The organism is Frigidibacter sp. ROC022, assembly GCF_024723735.1.
Taxonomy (GTDB): Bacteria; Pseudomonadota; Alphaproteobacteria; order Rhodobacterales; family Rhodobacteraceae; genus SLM-1.
This window is the reverse complement of record NZ_JANQDU010000010.1, coordinates 1-22,760: the sequence shown is the minus strand read 5'-3', so window position 1 is coordinate 22,760 and position 22,760 is coordinate 1. Positions and strand designations below refer to the sequence as shown.

Annotated in this window: 18 protein-coding genes; 10 read left to right on the top strand and 8 right to left on the bottom strand. The window is 60.9% G+C overall.

What is annotated here, in order from left to right; all coding sequences use genetic code 11:
- Nucleotides 1–1,364 precede the first annotated feature (1,364 nt).
- Entirely contained in the window at nt 1,365–1,562 is a 198-nt protein-coding gene (locus tag NUW50_RS20975; RefSeq protein ID WP_258291143.1) for a hypothetical protein, read from the bottom strand.
- Between the two features lie 313 nt (nt 1,563–1,875).
- Between NUW50_RS20975 and NUW50_RS20970 the strand changes: the two genes are divergently transcribed.
- Together NUW50_RS20970 and NUW50_RS20965 are read left to right on the top strand one after the other, a co-directional pair.
- Nucleotides 1,876–2,655 (top strand): sugar transferase, encoded by a 780-nt coding sequence (locus NUW50_RS20970; RefSeq protein WP_258291142.1) that lies wholly within the window; start codon nt 1,876–1,878, stop codon nt 2,653–2,655.
- A 324-nt stretch (nt 2,656–2,979) separates the two neighbouring features.
- Nucleotides 2,980–4,062 (top strand): replication initiator protein A, encoded by a 1,083-nt coding sequence (locus NUW50_RS20965; protein ID WP_258291141.1) that lies wholly within the window; start codon nt 2,980–2,982, stop codon nt 4,060–4,062.
- A 448-nt stretch (nt 4,063–4,510) separates the two neighbouring features.
- On the opposite strand, the gene NUW50_RS20960 is transcribed toward NUW50_RS20965, so the two are convergent.
- Nucleotides 4,511–5,443 carry a replication initiation protein gene (locus tag NUW50_RS20960; protein ID WP_258291140.1) on the bottom strand — a complete coding sequence of 311 codons (933 nt, stop codon included), beginning with the start codon at nt 5,441–5,443 and terminating at the stop codon, nt 4,511–4,513.
- Between the two features lie 530 nt (nt 5,444–5,973).
- Here NUW50_RS20960 and NUW50_RS20955 point away from each other — a divergent pair.
- From NUW50_RS20955 to NUW50_RS20945, 3 genes are all read left to right on the top strand, one after another.
- Entirely contained in the window at nt 5,974–6,672 is a 699-nt protein-coding gene (locus NUW50_RS20955) for a ParA family protein (protein WP_258291139.1), read from the top strand.
- Nucleotides 6,669–7,076 (top strand): hypothetical protein, encoded by a 408-nt coding sequence (locus NUW50_RS20950; protein WP_258291138.1) that lies wholly within the window; start codon nt 6,669–6,671, stop codon nt 7,074–7,076. Before NUW50_RS20955 ends, NUW50_RS20950 begins: the two co-directional genes overlap by 4 nt.
- Before the next feature lie 93 nt (nt 7,077–7,169).
- Nucleotides 7,170–8,378, top strand: coding sequence for a glycosyltransferase family 4 protein (locus NUW50_RS20945; RefSeq protein WP_258291137.1), 1,209 nt, complete (start codon nt 7,170–7,172; stop codon nt 8,376–8,378).
- 154 nt (nt 8,379–8,532) lie between these two features.
- Here NUW50_RS20945 and NUW50_RS20940 read toward each other — a convergent pair whose 3' ends face one another.
- Nucleotides 8,533–9,189, bottom strand: coding sequence for a rhomboid family intramembrane serine protease (locus NUW50_RS20940; protein WP_258291136.1), 657 nt, complete (start codon nt 9,187–9,189; stop codon nt 8,533–8,535).
- A gap of 292 nt (nt 9,190–9,481) precedes the next feature.
- Between NUW50_RS20940 and NUW50_RS20935 the strand changes: the two genes are divergently transcribed.
- Both NUW50_RS20935 and NUW50_RS20930 read left to right on the top strand, forming a co-directional pair.
- Nucleotides 9,482–10,180 (top strand): VPLPA-CTERM sorting domain-containing protein, encoded by a 699-nt coding sequence (locus NUW50_RS20935; RefSeq protein ID WP_258291135.1) that lies wholly within the window; start codon nt 9,482–9,484, stop codon nt 10,178–10,180.
- Between the two features lie 121 nt (nt 10,181–10,301).
- Nucleotides 10,302–11,675, top strand: a complete 1,374-nt coding sequence (locus NUW50_RS20930; RefSeq protein ID WP_258291134.1) for a hypothetical protein — start codon at nt 10,302–10,304, stop codon at nt 11,673–11,675.
- On the opposite strand, the gene xrtD is transcribed toward NUW50_RS20930, so the two are convergent.
- The 5 genes from xrtD to NUW50_RS20905 form a co-directional block, all read right to left on the bottom strand.
- The gene (xrtD, locus tag NUW50_RS20925; protein WP_258291133.1) at nt 11,662–13,230 is read right to left on the bottom strand and encodes a VPLPA-CTERM-specific exosortase XrtD; all 1,569 of its coding nucleotides are present in this window, start codon (nt 13,228–13,230) and stop codon (nt 11,662–11,664) included. The two genes, NUW50_RS20930 and xrtD, sit on opposite strands and share 14 nt — an antisense overlap.
- Before the next feature lie 180 nt (nt 13,231–13,410).
- Nucleotides 13,411–14,325, bottom strand: a complete 915-nt coding sequence (locus tag NUW50_RS20920; RefSeq protein ID WP_258291132.1) for an acyltransferase family protein — start codon at nt 14,323–14,325, stop codon at nt 13,411–13,413.
- A 73-nt stretch (nt 14,326–14,398) separates the two neighbouring features.
- A complete protein-coding gene (locus NUW50_RS20915) occupies nt 14,399–15,697 on the bottom strand; it encodes a hypothetical protein (protein ID WP_258291131.1) in 1,299 nt (432 codons plus the stop codon).
- An 8-nt stretch (nt 15,698–15,705) separates the two neighbouring features.
- The gene (locus tag NUW50_RS20910; protein ID WP_258291130.1) at nt 15,706–16,323 is read right to left on the bottom strand and encodes a polysaccharide biosynthesis/export family protein; all 618 of its coding nucleotides are present in this window, start codon (nt 16,321–16,323) and stop codon (nt 15,706–15,708) included.
- A 190-nt stretch (nt 16,324–16,513) separates the two neighbouring features.
- A complete protein-coding gene (locus NUW50_RS20905; protein WP_258291129.1) occupies nt 16,514–18,952 on the bottom strand; it encodes a tetratricopeptide repeat protein in 2,439 nt (812 codons plus the stop codon).
- Between the two features lie 282 nt (nt 18,953–19,234).
- Here NUW50_RS20905 and NUW50_RS20900 point away from each other — a divergent pair, with 282 nt between their 5' ends.
- From NUW50_RS20900 to NUW50_RS20890, 3 genes are read left to right on the top strand one after another with little or no spacing between them, the layout of a single operon-like run.
- On the top strand, nt 19,235–20,104 hold the full coding sequence (locus tag NUW50_RS20900) for an ExeA family protein (RefSeq protein ID WP_258291128.1): 870 nt from the start codon (nt 19,235–19,237) through the stop codon (nt 20,102–20,104).
- An 8-nt stretch (nt 20,105–20,112) separates the two neighbouring features.
- The gene (locus NUW50_RS20895) at nt 20,113–21,657 is read left to right on the top strand and encodes a GumC family protein (protein WP_258291127.1); all 1,545 of its coding nucleotides are present in this window, start codon (nt 20,113–20,115) and stop codon (nt 21,655–21,657) included.
- 22 nt (nt 21,658–21,679) lie between these two features.
- A complete protein-coding gene (locus NUW50_RS20890; protein WP_258291125.1) occupies nt 21,680–22,528 on the top strand; it encodes a CpsD/CapB family tyrosine-protein kinase in 849 nt (282 codons plus the stop codon).
- Nucleotides 22,529–22,760: the final 232 nt, after the last annotated feature.

Sequence of the window (22,760 nt, the reverse complement as noted above, 5' to 3'; positions counted from 1 at the left end):
CTGTGTGGGCCATCTTCCTTCTCTTTGCCTTCCAGCAGGACAGGGGATTGGGCGCAACCCGGATTGGAATGTGCCCCGGCGACACAGCATCGGCGGATAAGCCATATTATGTAATATGCTGTCGAAAATTCCGGCGACCTTGGCATTCCCATGAACCACTGGTTGCGACGGAAACCGTACAGCGATGCCCGCCAGCGTCGCGGATCCTGGCTGCAAGTTCCCTTCAAAATGCCCGCGCATCGACAAGGACGCTATGGGCACGCCGAACAACTCCAAGGAGGACGCATGCAGCTGTATGTATCGCATTGATTGTAATGGGATAAAGGCCGTAATCCGCGCCGGATGATCCGCCAACATAGCCCATCAGATCGCTTCTGCATTATTGACAAAAGTTGACATCAGCGAGCGCGTGACCGAGCTGAGCGAGGGCCGCGCCACGTGGCTGGTACTGTCGGATGACGACGACATCAGCGAGTTGCGCAGAGTTGGCATCTCAGACTTCGAGGACATCCAAGGCAAGCGTGAATCAGGTCGATGGCTACACCACTTCTTGCGGTGATGCAGTCAGCAACCACAACATTTCGCTTGAAAATGCCCCTTGGCTTCAGCTAATGTTGGGAGCGCAGAGTACAGGAGTACTAGGTCGATTTTCGCCGAAGGTGGCGATCGGCGTAGGTTCCGTAGTTCTGACCCTCCCGCCTCATCCATGCCTTCGGATCAGTCCCGGCTCATGTACACCGACTCGTGTCTGTTCCGGGTCCCGCCGGAGTTCATGCGGGTATTCTTCTCCGGCTGGCGGCCTCGAAAGGTCAGACCCAAAAGTGCCTGCCACGGTTTGTTGCTTTCCCGTGCCAAAAGCATCTGTTCCCGGGAAACTCACCCGGTCCGGAGGGTTGCGGTTCCTACTGGCACCTCCAGAAACGCGATTTCAAACCCACCTGGCACGTTGTTGCACAGGGGACTCGACAAGGCGAAATGCGGCGACGGGGGCAGGAGAAAAGCCTGCGGGCAGGCGGCTGGTCCCCGATATCGGACATCGCGTGGATACGGGAACGCAGCTGTAGGAACTGCCCATGGGTCGGGGGCAGGTACGGGTGGCGGTATTGTGCCTGGAACAAAAATATTCGCGCAGGGATGTCAAAGTGCCCGAGCAGCGCGCGTCCATTCCAAAACAAGCCAGGCTGAAAGAAGTGGTTCCAGACCCCCTGCCCCGGACAAATGGTCGGTATATCCCACACACGACAAACCAAACGATGGTTCTACCTAAGATCGTGGATCGGATTGTCGGAACCAGGCGCGCCTCGGTTCAGCCTGTACGAGGCTGCTCCTTGCCCCCGCATCGAAACCAAAGATATCGACCAGGATCAGGGCGCCGTAACAGCCTGTGCGTCATGGGCGCTACGTGGCAAGAAGAAACGGAAGCCCGCAAGCAACAGTGCCACACCAACGCCGGTTCCGATCAGAACCATTAGAGCCATCCCCCAACTTGCGCCAAAGAGCAAAGCCCCAATGGCCGCTGGGTAGGCCGGGATCAAAGCGATGATGGGATAGGTCGCGCCCATGGGCCGCCTCCAGTACCTTAATACCATCACGCTAGCTCCAAAAGTGGGGCGAAAGTGTGACTTTAGTAGTGACAATTGTTTGGCATCGTTTCTTGCCGGGCACAGTAACTTCTGTCCGAGGCCCCGCCCCCGGCGATTCTTCGCTCAACCCTAGGGAGAACTACGCATCATTGTGCTCAAATCAGAATAAATAACTTTACAGTACGCATGACTGTTGCCGTAGCGTAATGAGCTTCCTGTCGCGACACCCGACAAAATATACTTATATATCAATATGATATGAGACGTTTGTTGTTTTCGACAGGTTGCACAGATGAATCTGCAACCGTCTATGGCATTTCTATGGCAACTTTTTGCCGGGGACGTAGTTGGTTTGGTTCGGAGTTGTTCCGGGCCTGAGTTTTCGGGGTTGATTACATTGATGACAGTAGATTCACGTCCGAGGTCTGCGGATATTGTAGTTCGTCATGGCCGCTCGCTGCCGGTTTTGGGATACGGCGGATTTCCCAAGCGGTGTGTGGACATCGTTTTGGTGCTGCTCGCAGCGCCTGTGGCGATCCCGCTTGTTCTGGGGATGGTGCTTCTGGTCGCTCTTCAGGGACAGAACCCGTTCTATCGACAGGCACGCCTGGGTCGCGGCGGACGGACCTTCGGCATGCTGAAGATCCGTACCATGGTGCCAGATGCGGAAGCGCGCCTCGAAGCACATCTCGCTGCGGAGCCGGAGGCACGCGCCGAGTGGGACTGTCATCAAAAGTTGCGGAACGATCCGCGGATCACCAGGATCGGGCGCTTTTTGCGCAAGACGTCGATGGACGAACTTCCTCAGCTCTGGAACGTTCTGATCGGGGACATGAGCCTTGTGGGGCCGCGGCCGATGATGGTGGAACAAAGGAAGCTGTACCCTGGAACGGCCTACTACATGCTGCGGCCTGGTATCACTGGTGCTTGGCAGATTTCAGATCGACACATGACGTCTTTCGCCGAACGGGCGCACTACGATGAGGTTTATCTGCAGAATCTGAGTCTTCAGACGGATATGAAATTGATGGTCCGTACCGTCGGCGTGGTGCTTCGGGGCACTGGTTGCTAGGCGGACTTTCCGGCCAGTCTGGTGTTAGAACCGTGTTAATCTCGTGTTACGCCTCGGGATGTAGCCTTTAGATCGTTGAAATATAACTATTTCTCTAAACCCGGCGTGTGTGAAATCACGAAAAAACGTGGGTGAAATCACGAAATAGCGTGGGCAGAGTCACGATGCGGACTTGCCGGTTTTCGTGCTCCGGAAGGGTGGCGTAGCGAGAGGCACTGCTACGTGGCGCGTGGGTGAAATCACGAAATCTGTTGACCTTTGTGGGTGAAATCACGAACTTCGGCCTTGGAACTCCGTGGGTGAAATCACGATTGAGGACTTGGTGTGGGTGAAATCACGAAACCGGAAGATGCCGCCACTGGTAGCGGTGGCCGCTCACCACTTCTTCCAGACCGTCGGGAAGACGACTTCTTTGTCTGTGATATCCTTGATGCCGCCCCGAAGGGCGATATGGCATCGATGGCTCATCCGGTGTTTTCGCTCTCCACTCGCCCCGACCACCGCACCCGCCGTTACGAGGACGAAAGCGGAAAGGCCTATCTCGAAATCCGCCCCTCAGCCGAAGGGCTTGCTACAATCCATGATCGCGATGTGCTGATCTACTGCATCAGCCAAATCATGTCCGCGTTGAACAAGGGGCATAAGGTCAGCCGCACCGTTCGATTGAAGGCACACGACCTTCTGAAGGCCACGAACCGAGTGACTGACGGGCGTGGCTACGATGGGCTGAAGGCAGCGCTGGTGCGGCTGCAGGGGACGCAGATCGAAACCAACATCGCCACCGGCGGGACCGAGCAATTGGACCTATTCTCGATCATTGATCGTGCCCGTATCATCCGTGAGACCCGAGACGGACGGATGCAGGAGATCGAGATCGAACTGTCCGACTGGGTGTTCAACGCGATCAGTGCCCACGAGGTTCTTACACTCCACCGCAACTACTTTCGTCTGCGCAAGCCTCTGGAGCGCCGTATCTATGAGATTGCTCGCAAACACTGTGGCCGGCAGAAGGAATGGAGGATCTCTCTCGCAGCGCTACAGCGTAAGAGTGGATCATCCTCGACTTCTCGAGAGTTCAAGCGTCTCGTCGGAGCGATCGTCGAGCAGGACGAGAGCTACGGCCATATGCCGGACTATGCCGTGCGCCTGGATGGCGACTACGTGGTGTTTATTAATCGCGGGACAGTTGCATCTGAAACCGAAGTACCGGCGGAACTTGCCGGGATCCGGCTTGATCCCGAAAGCTACGATGCTGCCCGCAGTCTGGCCCCTGGATGGGATGTCCATCATCTTGAACAGGCTTGGCGGAGTTGGATGGCCGAAGGTGGCCTCGATGCGCCTCGGGATCCCGACCGTGCTTTCTTGGGGTTCTGTCGTAAGTGGATGGAGAAGCGAGGCCGGCCTTGATGGCGTTTGGAGCCGATGGATGTGCGGCTCGGGCTCGATCCAGTTAGGTGGTCTGGCTGTAAGGTCTGTTTTCCAAGCAGGCCTGTGCTTTCCGCCTTGACTCTTGTTGTAATCGGAGTCCGTCCGTTTCCGTCTAAACCCTTGTCGGGATTCAAGATTCATAGATTCAAGATTCATAGATTCAGGAGCGATTCAGACCGAGTCTTCAGATACTTGGCGGATATACTGTGAAGGATTCGGGGACTCCGGTGAGGAATCCGGGGGATATTGTGAGGAATCCGGGGACTCCGGTGAGGAATCCGGGGCGTAGTGTTAGGAATCAGGGGAAGATTTTCCGACGGATGTCCGAGCCCGGGAAGAGCGCCCTGCCCTATCGGTGCTGTCAGGCAGAGGGACCTGAGGCGTTCGGACTGCCAAATGTGAGAAGCTCGGGGAAATCCGATACGGATCAGTCGCTTTCGACCAGTGTCGAGCCGATGCGGGCCGCGCGCCGGCTGCCACGCATTCGGCGGCTTTCGCTGGCGAAGGATGTGATCTCGACGGTGCGGCCGGCCAGACGAGCCTTGCGGCCGATCTTTGATCGGTTCACCTCGCGCCAGGCTGCGTCCATCTCATCTTTGGATTTAGACCACCAGGCGACCCGTACATGGGTGACCTTCTTGCCTGTCTTGACCGGCATCACCGTCACGGAGAATGGCGCCAGGGCGTTAATCTGGAGCACCACATTCTTGATGACGTGCTTGTTGAGTGCGCCGAAGGCGGCGTATTTGCCCTCTTCTACGCCGATCAGTTCACGGAACTCCTCCAGCGGCAACTCCTGCCAGGTCTTGTGGCTGAGGCCCGACCATTGCGCCACGTTTTCATAGAGCGAGACGGAGTATTTCGAAGTGAAGGCCATCAGCACCGGGAGGTTGATCTTGCCCCAGATCGAACTGTCGCGCAGGATTTCTATCAGCCGCTTGTCGAAAGAATAGAGCAACGTCCCGGCGTCCCTTTCGGGATCGTCGAGATCATTTCCGCCGAGAAACTGGACTCGTCGCGTCCGACCCCCGGGCAATCGTACAGTCAAGATCGTTCGCATCAGGTCGAGAATGGCGCTCTCCACCATCTCGTAGCCCTTGTGATCGTCGGGTTTCAGGTCGTCGATCTCGATGCGATAGTCCTTACCCTCTTCGATGCCTTGCATGTGTGCATTGTGCCAGAGGATGGTGATCGATCGCCGGGCGTTGAGCGTCAGCGTCTGATGCCCGGTGATCTGGATTAGCTCAGCCGGTTTTACCGCGTTATCAAGGCGTGGACGAAGGTCAAAGACGCGCGGCGGTGCCTCGGAATTGGCATCGCTCAGCTTATCACGAGAACTGGTGCCTCTGCGCTTTGTCATCACAAGATGATGTTAGCCTAGGTCGTACTATTGTGAAAGCTCCGACGAGTGATTTTCACTTTTCCCCGAAAACCTCACATTTAGGGTCAGAGGATGGGACAACGGCATATCGGAACTCCTTGAAAACAAGGCTGGATGGCGTGGAAGCTGCCTCACAAGCCTCCTGCCCGGAAACCTCACAGTTTGGCAGCGGCAAACGTACGCGCTGGTTACTGCATGGCTCCTATTCAGGTTTGTGTCGGTAGCTGTCCGATAGCTTCTGGATAGCTAGAAGATACTGATGTGCGTGATGGTGGCCGGCGCGATTCACCGAGCAACCAAGAAAACAGCATGATCACCTTTGGCGAATAGCTATCCGATATACGATAGCTATCTAGAAGCTATCGGGAAGCTACTTGGATACTACAGTGATAGCTAGCTGTTTACAGGTGGAGGGGGCTGTGCCATCCTTTCCGCAAAGGTCCGCACACAAGGGGCGGGCCGAACAGACGCCCCTCAGGGGCGCGACAGGCAGAGCAGAAAGGACCCCAATGCCGGTCATCGCATTCGCCAACCCGAAAGGTGGAGCGGGCAAGACGACTGCTGCGCTTCTCTTGGCCTCGGAACTCGCTTCCCGTGGCGCAGAGGTCACCATCCTCGATGCAGATCCCGAACGCTGGCTGACCCAATGGGGGCGACTTCCCGGTCGCCCTGAAAACCTGCGGATCGAAAGCGAGGTCAGCGAGGAAAGCATCGTCGACCAGATAGAGGAAGCCCAGGGCCAGAGTCAGTTCGTGATCGTCGATCTCGAGGGAACAGCGAGCCTGATGGTCGCCAATGCCGTCGGTATGTCCGACCTTGTAGTGATCCCGACCCAAGGTGGTGCAATGGATGCCAAGGGCGCTGCCAAAATGATCCGGTTGATCCGTAACCAGGAACGTATGGCGCGGCGCGAGATACGTCATGGCGTTCTGATGACGCGGACCAGTGCCGCGGTTACCTCGAGGGCAATGCGGAACGTACGCGATCAACTCGACCGCGCCGGCATCCCGGTGTTCCTGACACCGATAGTCGAGCGCGCGGCCTACCGTGATGTTTTCGACTACGGTGGGTTGCTCGCGGATCTGCCTGAGGGGCAGGTTTCCAATCTTGGCAACGCGCGCAAGAACGCGAGCGACTTTGCCGGTGAGGTTCTGGTCCTGCTGAAGAATGAGCGGCCTGAAGTTGAAACGATGGAGGTGGCGGGATGAGTGGGACGGACAGCACCAGGACCCGTGCTGACATCGGATTTTCCGACGCACTCGACGGGTTCGATCCGGCGGACTGGGCCGCGGCACCGGCGACGTCCCCAAAACCACGACCGCCGGCGGACACAGCTCGGCGTAGTGCTGAAGCGACCGGTTTCGTTAGCCGTCAACCCGTCACGCCGAAACCCGTGGCGGACGCCGGTGGGGTAGGGGGGGAGAAACCGGCCGATCGTCTGCTGGTTCGTCGTCGCCGTACTGGCCGCAACATGCAGTTCAACCTCAAGGCCCGGCCCGACACTATCGAGACCTACTGCGCCATCGCTGATGCCAATGGCTGGGGTCTGGGTGAGACACTGGAGTACGCCGTGACGCTCCTGCAACGGGAATACGGGACCAAGGGCTCCTGAGATGGCTGCTGTAAGGCCTTCCCGCCGCCTTTTTTCTGCAAAGATGGCCTGATAGGCGTCGGTTGCAACAGTCCATTATCGTGAGACTTCCGGATGAGTTTCAGCCCCCCGCGCCGCGTGCTGATCGTGGTCGAGAACCTGCCTGTGCCGCTTGACCGCAGGGTCTGGCTCGAGGCGACCGCGCTGACTGCCGCCGGCTACGAGGTCTCGGTGATCTCGCCGATGGGCCGGGGCTGGGACAAGCCCTATGAAGAGATCGACGGCGTTCATATCTACCGCCATCCCGCGCCGCCCGAGGCCCATTCCGGGGCGCTGGCCTATGCCCGCGAATACTGGCATGCGATCCGTGCCTGGTTCCGCCTGGCGCGGGTTGTGCGGCGCGAGCGGGGCTTCGATGTCATCCACGGCTGCAACCCGCCCGACCTGATCTTCCTGCTGGCCTGGCGCTACCGGCTGGCCGGGGTGCGCTATCTCTTCGACCATCACGACGTCTGCCCCGAGCTGTTCGAGGCCAAGTTCGACAAGCGCGGCCTGCTCTACCGGGTGATGCGGATCTGGGAGCGGATGACCTTCGCCACCGCCTCGGTCTCGATCGCCACCAATGACTCGTTCCGCGACATCGCGATCCGCCGCGGCCGGATGAAGCCCGAGGATGTCTTCGTGGTCCGCTCGGCGCCGCAGGTCGACCGGTTCAAGCCCGGCCCCGGCGATCCGGCCTATCGCAAGGGCGCGGGCACCGTGCTCGGCTATGTCGGCGTGATCGGCCAGCAGGAGGGAATGGACCTTCTCATCGCGGCGGTCGACCATCTGGTGCGGGAGATGGGGCGCAGTGACGTGCATTGCGTCATCGTCGGGTTCGGTCCGACGCTGGAGGAGGTGATGGCCGATGTCGCGGCGCGTGGGCTCGAGGCGCATTTCACCTTCACCGGCGCGCTCTACGGCGACGAGCTGCTGGCGGCGCTGAACGCCATCGACATCGGCGTCGCGCCGGACCCGAAGAACGCGATGAACGACATCTCGACGATGAACAAGATCATGGAATACATGACCCTGGAAAAGCCCGCGGTGCAGTTCGACCTGACCGAGGGCAGGGTCTCGGCCGGGGCGGCGGCGCTCTGTGCGAAGAACAACGACCCGAAGGATTTCGCGGCGCAGATCGCCCGGCTGATGGACGATCCCGAGCTGCGGCGCCAGATGGGGCAGGCGGGTCGGGCCCGGGTGTTCGAGGCCCTGTCCTGGGATTATTCGGTGCCGCATCTGCTGGCGGCCTACGAGCGGATCTTCGAGAAGGTGCGGCGCTAGGGTTCGAATCCCACCCTCTCCGCCATTCATTCGCCAACAAGAGATAGTATTATCGAATAATATAAATGGCTTGGCCAAAACTGTGGTCAAGAATGGCGGCTTTTCGGCTCTTTTTGCTGCACAATCTGCTGCACATTTCGCTCCGGACCCGGCGTCATGCGCCTCCGCGTCGCCCGCGCCCCATCATCGCCGCCACCAGCCCCCCGGCCAGGGCGCCGCCCAGATGGGTCTGCCAGGCGAGCCGGCCGCTCTGCATCCACCAGTCGGCGATGTTGAGCAGCACCAGCACCAGCGCCGCACCGGCCGCGCGGATCACCGTGCGGCGAGGCGGCATGCCGGCGGCCAGCCTTTCGCGCAGGACAAAGACCACCCAGGCCCCGGCCAGGCCGAACAGCGCCCCCGAGGCGCCGACCATCGGCGCGGCCTGCCGGGAGAGCAGGCCGAACATCGCCGCGCCGCCCAGCCAGGCCGCGATCCAGATTGCGAGGAACCCCGCCGGGCCGACCCGCCAGCGCACCGAGGGCGTCAGATAGGCCAATGCGCCGAGGTTGCCGAGCAGATGCACGGGCCCGGCATGAAGGAAGCCGTAGGTCACGAACATGGTCCAGGCCTGGCCCGGAAAGTTCGGCTGCCAGCCATGCAGCAGCCCGGCCCAGAAGCCGCCGAAGGAATAGGCCAGCGGCCGCCAGTTCGCCGCGCCCCAAAGCCCGTGGTCGGCCCCCAGCAGCACCAGTTCGGGCAGGGCCAGCGCCAGCGCCAGTATCCAGGACAGGCGGTCCGGTCGGCCGGAAGAGGGGGCGGAAACGGTCATGCCTGCTTGTCGGCGGCTCCGGGAAGACGCGCAAGAGGCATGGCGGTGCAGAACCTATTTGCTGGTCTCTGTAGAGAGCATGGACTTTGCAAGCGCATCAAGGGTGGACCATCGCAACGCTTAGTTGCCGGGATGATGGCAGTTCTCCCTAAGTGGGGGTACTGTTGCCGAACTACAAACGGCTTCTCCCGCCTTGGTTGCAAAGCGGGGCGTCTCCAAAAAACCTCTTTGAGGTCCCTCCCGGAATGTGTCAAAAGGGCGGCAATATTCGGGGTTTTGTAGGAAGCTTTATATGAAAAGTATTCAATCGATTTTCACCACCGCCGCGGCCGTGGCAACTCTGGCTCTGGCAGTCTCGTCATCGGCTCAGGCGTCAACCGTTACCTATCAGGGTAGCGATGCGTTCAACGGCAACGGCCATACTTCGGTCCAGATCGGCGGTACGATCCGGAGTGGGACTTTCTACGCTGGTGGTTTCGACCTGGAATCTCCCGAGATGGGCGATTTCGTCGCCTGGTGCCTCGACCTGAGCCACTATCTGGCCAATCCCGGGCAATATACCGAGACCGACACCCCCTTCGTCGGGGCCGTGATGACCTCGACCCAGATCGGTGCCGTTCAGGCGCTGTTCGACACGGCCTATGATTATGTTCTCGCGAACATCACCAACAACGCCGTGTCGGCCGGTTTCCAGCTGGCGCTCTGGGAAGTCCGCTACGAGACGGGAACCGACTACGATCTGAGCGACGGCAATTTCAAAGCCTACAGCAACAATACCGCCCGTGCTCTTGCGGTCTCCGCTGCGGAAGGTTTTCTGGGAGCCATGGGGGACACGCCGTCCAATTCCTACGGCCTGACCTTCCTGCAGGGCACCAGCAACAACCAGAACCTCGTCACCGCCTCGCCGGTGCCGGTTCCGGCGGCCGGTCTGCTTCTGGTCGGCGCCCTCGGCGGTCTCGGCGCGCTGCGCCGTCGCAAGAAAGCGGCCTGACATCCGGCGGGATGGGGCGAGTTTGATGTGACGCCTTCGGGCGTCACATTACCCTTTCGAGGCGGGTTGACCCGCAGAGATCAGGACGGGATTTTGAATAACCTTTTTTGAAGAACCTTTCTTGTGTTTCGATCGTTGTGTTATTTGTTGGTTAGGGCTTGAGGTAGGTAAAAAAATGCGGAGGTCATATCTCCTCTCGGCCGGTTTCGGTCTCGTTTGCGCTGTGGCGATGCAGGGCGGAGCGCTGTTTGCCGCAACCGTGGACATGGCGGATGAGGCGAGCCCGGGGGCGCCGGTGGGTCAGCGCTTCCTCGAGGACGGCTCCTCGATCGTTGCCACGCCGGACCAGTCGGTCTGCCTGGTCAACCGCCGGATCGTGATCGAGACGTCCGATTACCGGGCCCCGAACGGCGACAACGTGCCCTTCGAACGGATCATCCGCAGCATTGCCGCCTCGGTGCAGGCCGTTGCCGGAGCCGAGGGGCCGACCGGCTTCCGCATCCAGCTCAAATACAGCCCCAGGCCCGGCGCACCGATCCGGCTGTCGCTGGGCGATGAGACGATCGACGTGACCGGGCAGCTCGAGCCCAGCACCGACAGTCTCTGGCTCGACGGGACCGTCGCCGAACGCATGGTGGCCGCTTTCGCGGCTGGCGAAGAGCCCGTTCTGGTGGCGATTTCGGGCGACACCGGGCGCACGGTCACCGACCGGCTGCCGGCGCCCGACCTTGCCGCGCTCGAGAATTGCCAGACGGTCCTGGCGGCCGAGGCCCGGCCCGTTGTCGCGCCCAGCAGCGCGATCCGGGCGACATTCCTTGCCGATCCGGAGACGACGCCGCTGGCGACGCTGGAGGATCTCAGGACCTGCGGCATGACCGATCCGCCGGGCCGCCTGCATCTGGCGCATCTGCAATCGGTGACCGGATTCGTCTCGCAGACCGACAAGATATTCGTCGCTTTCGACGATGAGGGCCGCATGACCCAGGCCTATGTGCCGGGGATTTTCGACGCCGACTTCCGGGACGGGGCCCATAAGGTGCGGATCAGCCGGGCAGCGGACGGAAACGTCCCTGCGGTCGAGAATGGCGTCAAAGGGTGTCTCGGCGCCCGTTCCGTGGAGCTCTGTTCCTACGAACTTGCCGGCGGAGAACATCTGATCGGAGCCTGCGCTGGCGCCTTGTCAGAACTGTTGTTGGAAGATCCAGGGCAGGGCAACAAGGGGGGGGCTGCTGCGCCGCTTCTCGCTTTGTTGGGCGCCGGTCCCGGAAAGACAGCGGGTGGTGGTGGAGGCCTGTACGGCGGTGGTGGCGGCAGTGGCAGTACCGGCGGTGGTACCGTCGATCCTGGTGATCCGCCGTCGGGAGGCGATCCTGGCGGAGAGCTGTCTCCCGTCCCTGTGCCAGCTCCTTTGCCGCTTCTGGCCGGCTCTCTCCTGGGTCTTGCCGCGCTGGTGCGGCGACGTCGGGTTGGTGAGGCCGCTTCTACTCGGGAATGAACCGCGGCAGCTTCGGCAGCACTTCGGCCATCAGACGTTCCATCCGCGCCGCCGCATCGGCCTCGGTCTCGCCGGGGTTGATCTGGGTGACGAAGCGGACCAGCGCCCCGTCCGACCGGCCGCGGGTGAAACTGTCCCAGAGCACGCTCAGCTTGGCGGCATAGTCGTTGGTCATCCGCTGGCCACGCTGCTCGAACCAGTAATAGACCAGCTGCCGTGAGGTGCCCTTCTCGATCACCGCGCGGTTCACCATGAAGGTGCCGTAGACCGTGCCCGGGAACGAGACCTGGTGCGGCTCGATCGAGTACACTTCCCAGCCGCCGACCGGCAGGCAGACCTCGGGTGAGTGGATGCCCGAGCCTTCGGTCTGCTTCTGATACCAGGCCGCGAAGAAGTTGACATACCCGGCCTCGCCCGGCGCAGTATAGCTGGTGTTGATGTAATCTGTGGCACCCAGGATCTTTTCGACGTCCGGTTCCAGTGCCTGTGCATAGCCCTGCCAGTCGCCAAGGCTGCGCGGTAGCAGAAGAAAGTTATCGCGTTCCACAGGCTCGCGATGAGGGGTCGGGAAGAACAGGAAAGCCAGCGTCACCGCGAGCGTCACCACTGCAGCCACGGCAATTCCGGCCGAAGGTGCGATCCGTAGAATTCGCCGGGCCTGGCCGCCGAAACCCTGGAAGTCGAGATCGATGGTGTCGGAGAAGGAGAGCGGGCTGGGCGTTAGCCTTTGCAGCAACACTGCGCTGACAAACAGGATGACGATACAGGCGCCAAAGATCACCCAGCCTTCGAAGATATGCAGGAAGCCCTCGGCCTGGCCGATGCCATAGGAGTTCACCAGGATGCCGATGATCCCGATCCGCACCGAGTTCATGAACACGGTCAGCGGCGCCGCCATCAGGAACAGCACCGCCTTGTGCCAGAACGGACCGCGATAGAGGATCGAGAACAGGTAGGAGAAGGACAGGATCGGGAACAGGTAGCGCAGGCCCGAACAGGCCTCGGCGACCTGCAGCTTGTAGACCCCGAGGTCGATCACGTTGCCTTCGAGAAATACCGGGATGCCGGCCAGTTCGATGAACCAGACGCCGAGCTGGGACGAGACCAGCTGCAGGAAGATGGTCATCTTCCAGAACACGAACTGCGGCAGCGGCAGCATGAAGATCAGATGCAGCACCGGCAGCTGATGGGTCCGGCCGATGCGCCAGCCCATCACCGTCAGAACGATGCCGCCGACCCAGATGATCAGCCCATAGGTGACGATGTCGGGGATCCGGATTACAGATCCGAGGATACCGATCGCCAAACCGGCCAGAAGCACCACGATGCCGGGCCAGCGGTTTCGGGGTGTGTCGGTGGGCCAGGCGGGTTCGTTGCGCAACTCGCGCAGGAACAGGTATAGCGAGATCAGCGGGATCAGTGGCCCGTGGCTGTATTCCGCGGTCGACCAGGCGGCAGCGAGGGATTGGAAGCCGAGCCAGAAGATCGGCAGTGCCGAGACGACGATCAGCAGCAGCAATAAGAAGCCTGACGTCAGCCCGGCAAATGCCGGCATGCCCGCCCGTTTCGCGGTAGAAGAGGCATCGGTCATGCGTTCCTCGGATTGTCACCACCGCCCGGGCCTTTGCCCGAACTTCCCGTTAAAAACATATAGGGCTGGAGCATGCAGGGCGAGTCCTTCAGTCGGCAACACAGCGGTTCCGGCGGGATTGTGAGCAGGGCAAGGGGGGGAAGATCAGCGCTTGGGTCGGGGCAGGGGGTCGGCAGGTTTCCGAAGCCGGCGGTTTGGGAGGTTCGGACTTCCATGACCTGGCAGAACCAGGGCCAGACTGGCGGCTCCAAGGCAGGCGACCACCGCCAGAATCACACTCTGTGCGGGCAATCCGACAGCACGGACCAGGGCCGAGACGATCAACGGGTGACAGAGATAGATCCCCATCGAAAGCCTGGCACAGAGCTGCGACAGCCGGGATTCTGGCAGGGGCATGAATCGGCACGCCAGGACAAGGGCCGCAGCTATCAGGATTTGCAGACTCCCGTTGGTCCAGTCAGCGAGCAGGGCGACCAGGCCAATACCGCCCACGAAAGCCGGTGCTGCGCGTGGCCAGATGGCCATTGCCAACCCCAAGGTTACTGCCGGCATGGCAAACAGCCATTGCTGCAGGGGTATCCCGGGGTGCCATTGCTGTTCCAAGGCGAGAAATCCCAACGTCGCCAGACTCAAGCTCGCTGCCGCGACCTGCTTGCTGGTATCGGCGTGGGTCATCCAATGGGCGACTGGATGCAGAATCAGACAGATGACGAAGGCGAAAGGCAGGAACCACAGATGAAGGGCGGGCCCCGTCACCAGCATGCCGAGCTGGAACTCCGAGGCCAGGGTAGAGTCGGTCAGGGCCACATCGGCCAGCTTCAACAGTCCGAAAATGGTCGACCAGATGAAGAAGGGGAGCATCAGGCGCTGTGCGCGGTTCGATACGAATGGGCGGAACCCCTGACGGCCGGCACCGGGCAAAGCAAAAATCACCAGCACCAGCAGGAAGAATGGGAGCCCGGCATAACCGATTTCTGCGCCAGGAGCGCCGACATGGAACCAGACGATGCCGAAAGCGGCCGCTAGACGGGCATAGTCGAAGGCCGCATTTCTTACCATGCTGCGAAATCCTGCTGCCTGTCGGGATCAACCCGGGGCGGGACACCCAAGGATCAAGCCGCCTGAACCGCCCTCAGAGCCCCATCGCGAAGCTGCGGCTCAGGCCCAGGGTCACGGCGGTTTCCTCGCGCCGCGGGGCGCCATCCTCGTCATAGCGGCGATGCGTCAGGCCGAGGTTCAGCGACCAGTCCTGCGTCAACTCGTAGCCATAGCCGAGCCCGAGGCTGGCGATGGTGGTTCCGGCGGATCCGTCGGTCGGGGAGGAATCGATATAGGTGGCGTTGAACGACATGTTCGATCGCGGTGCCAGCTGGCGTGTGTAGCCCAGCATCAGGCTGGTCCGCAGTTCCGAAGCGTCGTCGGAGCCGGACTGAACGTCGCGGCCCAGCGAGGCGGTCAACTGGGCCGAGGGCAGGTCATAGATCAGACGCAGCGAGCCCGAGGCGAGCACATCGCCATTCTCGTCCCGCGTGGCGCCGAGCCGTCCGTCGAGGCTTCCCCAGGGCCGTTCGATCCGGCGGTTGACCGAGGCGCGCAGCCGGGTGCCGTCAGGCGCATCCTCATGCTCGATCCGGAAACCGTAGCTGCCGTCGGGACGGGCGAAGGACAGTCCGGCGCGGATGGCCAGCGTCTCGTCGTCCTGATCGCTGTCCCGGTAGGTGGAATAGCGCAGCCCGATCTCGGCCGTGGTCGCCGGGGTCACCACGATGTCGAACCCGAGATCGGCATAGCGGCGGTGGCTGTTGTCGAGCGTCGGATCGCTGGCGTCGCGATAGGACAGGTCGGAGCCGCCCAGTGCCAGGCGGGTGGTCAGCGTGCCGCCTTCGCCCAGCGTCAGGCGCGTGCCGTAGCTCAGCGACTGGCGCCAGCCGGAGCCGGTCAGCGCGTCCAGATCATCGGGCAGGACGATATTGCCATCCGTGTCGATGAAGTCGCTCAGGGGGCGCTGGTAATCGATCCGGCTGTCGTCCAGGGCGGCGTTGAAATCGAGCGCGCCGCCGACCAGATCGCGCGTGTAGGAGAATGCCAGCCGGCGGTGCGGCAGGTCGATCCCGTCCTTGGTATCGCCGGAGATGCCAGCCCGCAGCGCGACATCGGCGGTCAGCGACACCCGGCTCAGCGGGGTTTCGTCGGAGAAGCCGAAGCGCAGGTCGGTCCGGGCCCAGAGTCCGCTCTCGGTCGGGTTGGCGACGAAGCCGGGATTGTTCGAATACTCGAGGCCGCTGTCGACATCGAGTGTCAGCCGCGGCGGATCCGGCAGATCCTGCGCCACCGCGGCCATGCCGACGGCCAGTGCGGCGAGGCACAGCCCGGCCTGTGCAAGGCGGTGCCGTCCCGTCGCTGTCGTGATGATGATCCGGCTTCCGCCCATCCCGTATCCTATTCGAACATTCGCCGCTGCGGTGCCACGAAGACATCGCCGTCCTGCACCTGAACCTGACCGTTCGAGCTCTTGCCCGCGATGATCGCGTCATAGTTCAGATTGTAGATCTTCTCGGTCCCGTCGGGGCCGATGCGACGCAGCTGGATCCGCTTGGTGGCGGCGAAGCGACTGAACCCCTTGGCCTGGGCAAAGAGTTGCAGCACCGTGGTCCCGGGCGAGACCGCAGCCTTGCCGGGCGTCATGAACTCACCCATCAGATAGACATCGACGGTCGCCGCGGCGGCGGGTGTCCGGCTGCCGCCGCTGGGTCTCGCCTCGGCCAGGCTCTGGATGCCGACGAAGACGCTGGGCGCCGAGGCAAATTGCGGCGCCAATGCCGCCGAGAGCTGCGCCTGGACCTGTTCGACGGTGAGGCCGGCGGCCTTGATCGAGCCTGCCAGCGGCACGCTGATGCGCCCGTCGGGCGAGACCAGGACCGCCCGGTTCAGGCTGGAATCCTCAATCACTTCGATCCGCAGCGTGTCGCCACGACGGATCTTGTAGTCCTGCGCTGACGCCACAGCGGCGGTCATCAAGGTCAGAATGAATGCAAACATGGTCGCGAGCCGTGTCATGCCTAGTCTCCTCTGGCTGGCCCAAATATCGGGCGGTTCCACGCACGGCTCGTGCCCCCGCGAGCGGGTGTTGTTGCCATGCAAACTATAGAATTTTCTGGTTCAGGCCAAACCATGATGGTTCGAGTGGCCAATCTCGTCAGCTCCACGTGCCCAAGTAGCAACAATTTTCTGGTGACGGGCATCGACTTCAGTTCTCAGCGGCAGCGATGCGTTCGAGTTCCGCCTTCGCTTTGGTGAATTGCGGCAGATTGCTGTCGCCCGCAAGCTCCAGAGCACGTTCCAGATGGAGTTTGGCTTCATCGTCACGGTCAAGCGCCGCATAAGTCAGACCAAGGTGCAGATGCACGAAGGGATCGCCGTCCAGCGCCTCGGCCGCCGATTCGAGATAGGGCAGGGCCGTTTCGTAATTGCCGCGACGGGATTCGATCCATCCATAAGTGTCTTGAAATTGCGGCACCTTGGTCTCGCGCAGCCGGCGGGCGATGATGGCCGCGCGCTCCAGGTTCTCGGCGTCGTCGCGATGAGTTGTGATCAAGCTGGCGAGATTGTTGGCAATCACGTCGTTCGAGCTGTCGCGTTCGTAGAGCTGTTCATAGATAGCTATCGCGCCATCGTAATCGGCCAAGGCCTCGAGCCGCCCTGCTTTGATAAACAGAAGCCGCGCTGTGCCGCCGCTGGCCTCGATTCCGGCGTTAAGCACTTCGTCGGCCTCGTCATCACGGCCTGATGCCCTCAGCACAGTATAGAGGCCGGTGACCGGGCCCGCCTCGCCTGGCATATCGGCGATCAGCGCGCGATAGCCCGCTTCGGCGTCCTCAACTTCTCCCTTGAGCAGGTGCAGCCCGGCACGCAGCATTCGGAGCTGAGGGTCGTCCGGTTGTTCGGCCAGCAGGCTCTCGACATAGGCAACGGCCTTATCGATATCGCCCTGTTTCATATAGGCGCGTACCACAGCCGTCGCAGCTGCGGTGGAAGAATTGCCTGTACCGATCAGCTCCTCGATCAACGCTGCGCTATCGTCGAGCTTTTCTTGGCCGGCCAGAAGTGCTGCACGCAGCCCGTTGGCGACTTGGCGCGAGGCTTCGTTATCGAGATCGTCAAGCTGTTTGATCACAGCTTCCATCTGCTGCCAGCTTTGTTGCCTCAGATAGATCTCTCCCAGAGCGGCCAGCAGAGAGACTTCGGCAGGGGCTTGTCGCAACGCCGCGACCAGGACCGCCTCGGCGGTCGGAAGGCGACCGTCGGCCATCAGAAACCGAGCATAGCGAAGCGATTCCGCGGCGCCCTGGCCGGAAACCTCAACAGCCAGCGCCAACCGTTCTCCGGCCAGTTCGCGGCTGCCGTCGCGCAGATGCGCCTCGGCCATCAGGGTCAGTGTTTTGGCATTGCGGGGGTCCTGATCCAATGCCGCCCGCAGTGTTGCGATTGCGTCGCCAGGGCGATCGTCGGCAATCTCCCAGCCAGCCTTCATCTGCAATGCTGCGACATGGCCGGGGTCATCCGCCAATACTTCTTCGGCCCGGCTGCGGGCACCAACCGGATCCCCGTTGGCCTGAAGCATCTCGGCAAGCGCCATTTTCAGATTATTGGTCTGGCTGCCGCTCGGTGCGCCGTCAAGGATGTCTACCATTTCTGCAATTGCTGTACCGGCGTCGCCAGCCTCAAAGATCATCGCTGCACGCAGGGCGCGGTAGACAGGCGCGCTGTCATCATCGAGGGCGATCAACCGCTCGAGCTCCTCTTGGGCGGCATCGACGCCGCGGGCATCATGCAAGAACTGTACCACCGTGATTCGCGCCTGCTGGACGTCTTCGGGCTTGGCGGCATCAGCCAGGCTGCGCAGGTAGGTTTCGGCGCCTTCATTGTCACCGGCACGGATGTACCAGGAGATCAACGCGCCGGAGATCTGCTGGTTGTCCGGGAACCTTTCGGCCATCAGCTTGAGATGCTCACCGATTCCGGCATCATCCTGCAGGGCCGCTAATGCACTCAGCTTGGCCTGGTGCAGGACCATGTTGTCGGGATCAGTTTCGAGGCCACGGTCGACCTCCTCGATCACGGCGTTCCACCGCTTCTCCTGAACCATCCCCTCGATCACTACCAACCGCGCGAAGGGCGCCGCTGCCACATCATCGAGCAATCCCCGGGCGGTCTCGATGGCTGCTTCCGCAGCCGCGGCATCATTGCTGCGTCTCGCTTCGACGTAATCAACAACAGCAACCATCGCGATCAATTGCGGATCTTCGGGGGCTACGGCCAGAGCAGCCCGGGAGTGGCGTGCGGCTTCTTCCCAGTCCTGCCGACGGATCGCCATCTCGGCCAATGCTCGACGGCCTTCCAGATCTTCGGGATACTGCTCGACGAGGCGCAGGTACTGGCTGTAGCTTTCGCCAATCGCGCCTTCCTTGCGCAGGATGCGCGCATAGGTCGCGCGTGCGTCGTGATGTTGTCCGTTGAGCTTGAAGACGTTGCGAAGCTCAATCTTGGCGCGCGGAATGTCTCCAGCTTCGAGCAGTTCCATTGCCGAACTGAAATGCTCTTCAGCCTTCTCCTCGGCACTCTGGCAACCCGTAAGAGCCAAGGCGGCGCCCAAGACAAGCGCGGCAAAACCACTTCTGAAACTCATGACCGACCCCCTCGTATCCCGGGTCATAATGCGGTCCGACACAGTCTTTGCAACACGGTTCCGCGAGCACGTGCCCTGAGGGTGGACAAAGTGCCGCGTATGTTCTGATTGTCCCCACGCCGTGGGCATTGTGAGTTGATGCAACCTTCTCTTGCGACTTGTCACGGGAATAAACTTGTGATGGTCCCTGCGAAACATGTTATGCGGATGCCCTGGGGCGAGGTTCGGACTGGCGTTTCGAACGCCGGGGAATATTTGTGCAAGGCAACGGCCCTTTTTAAGATGAGTATGATTTCGTCCCTCGATATTTATTCTGAGCATTTCGGGCTGACCGAGAGACCGTTCTCCCTCGTTCCCGATCCCAGCTTCCTGTACTGGTCCAAGCAGCACCGCTCGGCCTATACGATGCTTGAATACGGCCTCATGACCCGGGCGCCGATTACGATGATCACCGGAGAGGTCGGTGCAGGCAAGACAACGCTCTTGCTGCATCTCCTGCAGATGCTCGACGACCAAGTACAGGTCGGGATGATCTCGAATGCGCACAGTTCGGATCGATCCGAACTGATCCGCTGGATCATGCAGTCGCTGTCCCAGGAGATGTCTCGCGACGCCAGCTTCGTCGAGATGTTCAAGCAGTTCCAGGACTACCTGGTTGACGAATACGCCAAGGGTCGTCGGGTAATTCTCGTGTTCGACGAGGCGCAGAACCTCAACCGTGAGACGCTCGAGGAATTGCGGATGCTCACAAACATCAACTCGAACAAGGACGTTCTGCTGCAACTGGTACTCGTTGGACAACCCGAACTGCGCGACATCGTCCGCAATCCCGACCTGGTCCAGTTCTCGCAGCGCATCGCGGCGAGCTTCCATATCCCGGCAATGGATGGCGATACTGTCCGGTCCTACATTGAGCACCGCCTGAGAGTTGCGGGTGCCAAGACCATGTTCTTCGAGGACGATGCCTGTCAGCTCATTTACGAGGTTACCGGCGGCGTGCCGCGGTTGGTCAACCAGTTATGCGATCTTGCGATGGTCTACGGTTTTTCAGAAGGCGGTCCACCGATCACCCTGTCGGTGGTGCGCCAGATCCTATCCGATGGTGCCTTCTTCGGCGTAGGAGCCCTCGTGTTGCGGAATAAGATAAATTGATGACTTCAATGAAGTTCTACTTCTCGATCTTCCTGCGGCGACTGCCGTATTTTTTGGTCGTCGCCGTGCTGGTTGCGGCGCTCGGGGTCACCTTGTCGGTGATTCTGCCGGCAAAATACCGGGCGGAGGCGTTGCTTCTGGTCGAGAGCGAGCAGATTCCCGGTGATCTCGCTGAATCCACCGTGCAGACCGGCACCGGTGAACAGCTGCAGATCATTCAGCAACAGCTGATGACTCGGGCCAACCTGATCGATCTCGCCAACCGTTTCGGCCTCTACCGAGACAGGCCGGGGCTGGACGCGACGGAAATCGTCGATGATCTGCGCAAACGCATCGTCTTCGATGTGGAGCAACCGCGTGGCGCGGCGGTCACCCTGCACGTGAGCTTCGCCAGCGGGGATCCGAACCAAGTCTTGCAGGTTGTCAACGAGGTCGTCACGCAAATTCTGCGCAAGAACGTCGAACTGCGCACCGGTCGCGCCAATGCCACGTTGGCTTTTTTCCAGCAAGAGGTTGAACGGCTGGGGAACGAACTCGACCGGCAATCGGCCAAGTTACTGGCGTTTCAAACCGAAAATCAGGACAGCCTGCCGGACAGCCTGGACTATCGCCGAAACCGCCTGTCGATGCTACAGGAACGGCTTCTTCAGTTGCAACGCGAGCAGGCAGCCCAGAACGACCGGCGGGCGCGGCTGATCAAGCTTTATGAGACCACGGGCCGAATCGAGGCACCCGCAGGCGTCGAGCTGACGCAGGAGCAACGTCAACTGCAGGAGGTTCAGGCCCAACTTGACCAGGCACTGTTGGTTTACAGCCCGCAGAACCCGACAGTGAAGCTCTTGCAAGCGCGGGTCGAAGCCTTGAAAAAGGTGGTTGCCCAACAAGTTGCTGCGGCGGGGAATGGAAGCGATGCCGACGCGCTGTCGCCTTACGAGGTCCAACTGGCCCAGATTGACGGCGAACTCAGCTATCTTGGCGATCAGATGTCCCAGGTCGAAAGCGAGATCGAACAGCTGCGCGCTTCGATCGAGGCGACGCCGGGCAATGCCGCCCGGCTGGCCGAGATGCAGCGCGAGAACGCGATCACGCAGGGTCAATACAACGTAGCGGTCCAGCGCCTCGCACAAGCGCAGACCGGCGAGCGTATCGAAGCCTTGTCCAAGGGCCAGCGCATAACTGTCGTCGAACAGGCGGTCCTACCGACCGAGCCCTACAGCCCGAACCGCAAACTTCTCGCCGCAGGTGGGGTAGGAGCCGGCATGGTCTTAGGTGGTCTCGTGGTGGTGCTGCTCGAGCTGATGAACCAAGCGATCCGTCGCCCTGCGGACATCGTGTCCAAGCTCGGTATCACACCGATCGCGACACTTCCCTATGTTCGGACGCGCTATGAGACCTGGCGACGGCGGGGCATCGTGGCCGCCGTCTGTTGTGCCGTGATTTTAGGCGTTTCGGGCGGCCTGTACGCGGTGCACACATACTATCTGCCAATGGATCTCCTGTTGGAGCGGATCATCAAGAAGGCCGGTCTTGGACCGTTCTTCGAACAACTGTAGCAGCGAGTTTCAGGATAGAGCGATGGAACGAATTCAGGCTGCAATCGAAAAGGCACGGGCGCGGCGCGATGGCGAAACGCCACCGTCAACCCATTCTGTTCCGGATTCTGCTCCGGCGACATTTCGCCATCGCTCTTCCGAGGCACGGAATGAGGTGGTGGGCGCATGGCAGGATATTCCGGTCTTCACTCCGAACGCGAAGCACTTGGTGCGTAACCGCATCCTGACCTTCTCTGGTGGGGCGGAGGCAACACCCTTCGACATGATGCGGACACGAGTTTTGCAACAGATGCAAGCCAACGGTTGGCGGCGACTCGCAATAACATCGCCGTCAGGCGCGAACGGCAAGACCACCATAGCCGCCAACCTCGCCTTCGGCATGGCCCGGCAACAGAACCAGCGTGTAGGGCTGATCGAGCTCGACATGCGCCGCCCGGCGCTGGCTCAAACCATCGGGCTCAACGAACGTGGACTGCAGTTCTCGCGCGTACTCGAGGGCGAGACCAGCTACAGTGCCCAGATGCGGCGGGTGGGAGGCAACTTGGCGATCGGCGTCGGTAGAAAGCCAGTCATGCGATCAACGGAGCTTCTGCGCAGCGAAACTGCTACCTTGGCACTGAAGACGATCGAGACCGAACTAGACTTGTCATTGATGCTGTTCGATATGCCACCAATGCTTCTGAGCGATGACATGCAGGCCTTCGCAGGAGAGGTCGATTGCGCACTCGTGGTCGCGGGGGCCGAGCAAACTACGGTCGCTGATATTGATCGCTGTGAACGCGACCTGGCGGCGCAGACCAACGTGCTGGGCGTCGTGCTGAACAAGTGCCGCTACACGGAAGAGAAGTACAGCTATGGATATGGGTATTAAGCATACGAAGAGTCCAAGGGCCGTAGATTCTACAGCGCCTGAAGTGGCTGGGTGAAGTCAGGGACACGTGTTTCCCTTGAGGAAACAGATGTAAGGATTTTGATAGATTGTGTCCGTCTGCCCGGTAAATTTTGACCGTGGCGTCGACTGAGCTGAACAAACTGATATTTTGCTGCGGGGATCCGCGTTAGACTGAATTGTGTCTTAGTTAAGGAATTTTTTAGATGAGTGC

Excerpts from the sequence above, each read along its gene's own strand:
- NUW50_RS20975 (WP_258291143.1), bottom strand. The coding sequence starts at position 1,562 with ATGGGCGCGACCTATCCCATCATCGCTTTGATCCCGGCCTACCCAGCG.
- NUW50_RS20970 (WP_258291142.1), top strand. The coding sequence starts at position 1,876 with ATGAATCTGCAACCGTCTATGGCATTTCTATGGCAACTTTTTGCCGGG.
- NUW50_RS20960 (WP_258291140.1), bottom strand. The coding sequence starts at position 5,443 with ATGACAAAGCGCAGAGGCACCAGTTCTCGTGATAAGCTGAGCGATGCC.
- NUW50_RS20955 (WP_258291139.1), top strand. The coding sequence starts at position 5,974 with ATGCCGGTCATCGCATTCGCCAACCCGAAAGGTGGAGCGGGCAAGACG.
- NUW50_RS20950 (WP_258291138.1), top strand. The coding sequence starts at position 6,669 with ATGAGTGGGACGGACAGCACCAGGACCCGTGCTGACATCGGATTTTCC.
- NUW50_RS20945 (WP_258291137.1), top strand. The coding sequence starts at position 7,170 with ATGAGTTTCAGCCCCCCGCGCCGCGTGCTGATCGTGGTCGAGAACCTG.
- NUW50_RS20940 (WP_258291136.1), bottom strand. The coding sequence starts at position 9,189 with ATGACCGTTTCCGCCCCCTCTTCCGGCCGACCGGACCGCCTGTCCTGG.
- NUW50_RS20935 (WP_258291135.1), top strand. The coding sequence starts at position 9,482 with ATGAAAAGTATTCAATCGATTTTCACCACCGCCGCGGCCGTGGCAACT.
- xrtD (WP_258291133.1), bottom strand. The coding sequence starts at position 13,230 with ATGCCGGCATTTGCCGGGCTGACGTCAGGCTTCTTATTGCTGCTGCTG.
- NUW50_RS20920 (WP_258291132.1), bottom strand. The coding sequence starts at position 14,325 with ATGGTAAGAAATGCGGCCTTCGACTATGCCCGTCTAGCGGCCGCTTTC.
- NUW50_RS20915 (WP_258291131.1), bottom strand. The coding sequence starts at position 15,697 with ATGGGCGGAAGCCGGATCATCATCACGACAGCGACGGGACGGCACCGC.
- NUW50_RS20910 (WP_258291130.1), bottom strand. The coding sequence starts at position 16,323 with ATGACACGGCTCGCGACCATGTTTGCATTCATTCTGACCTTGATGACC.
- NUW50_RS20905 (WP_258291129.1), bottom strand. The coding sequence starts at position 18,952 with ATGAGTTTCAGAAGTGGTTTTGCCGCGCTTGTCTTGGGCGCCGCCTTG.
- NUW50_RS20900 (WP_258291128.1), top strand. The coding sequence starts at position 19,235 with ATGAGTATGATTTCGTCCCTCGATATTTATTCTGAGCATTTCGGGCTG.
- NUW50_RS20895 (WP_258291127.1), top strand. The coding sequence starts at position 20,113 with ATGAAGTTCTACTTCTCGATCTTCCTGCGGCGACTGCCGTATTTTTTG.
- NUW50_RS20890 (WP_258291125.1), top strand. The coding sequence starts at position 21,680 with ATGGAACGAATTCAGGCTGCAATCGAAAAGGCACGGGCGCGGCGCGAT.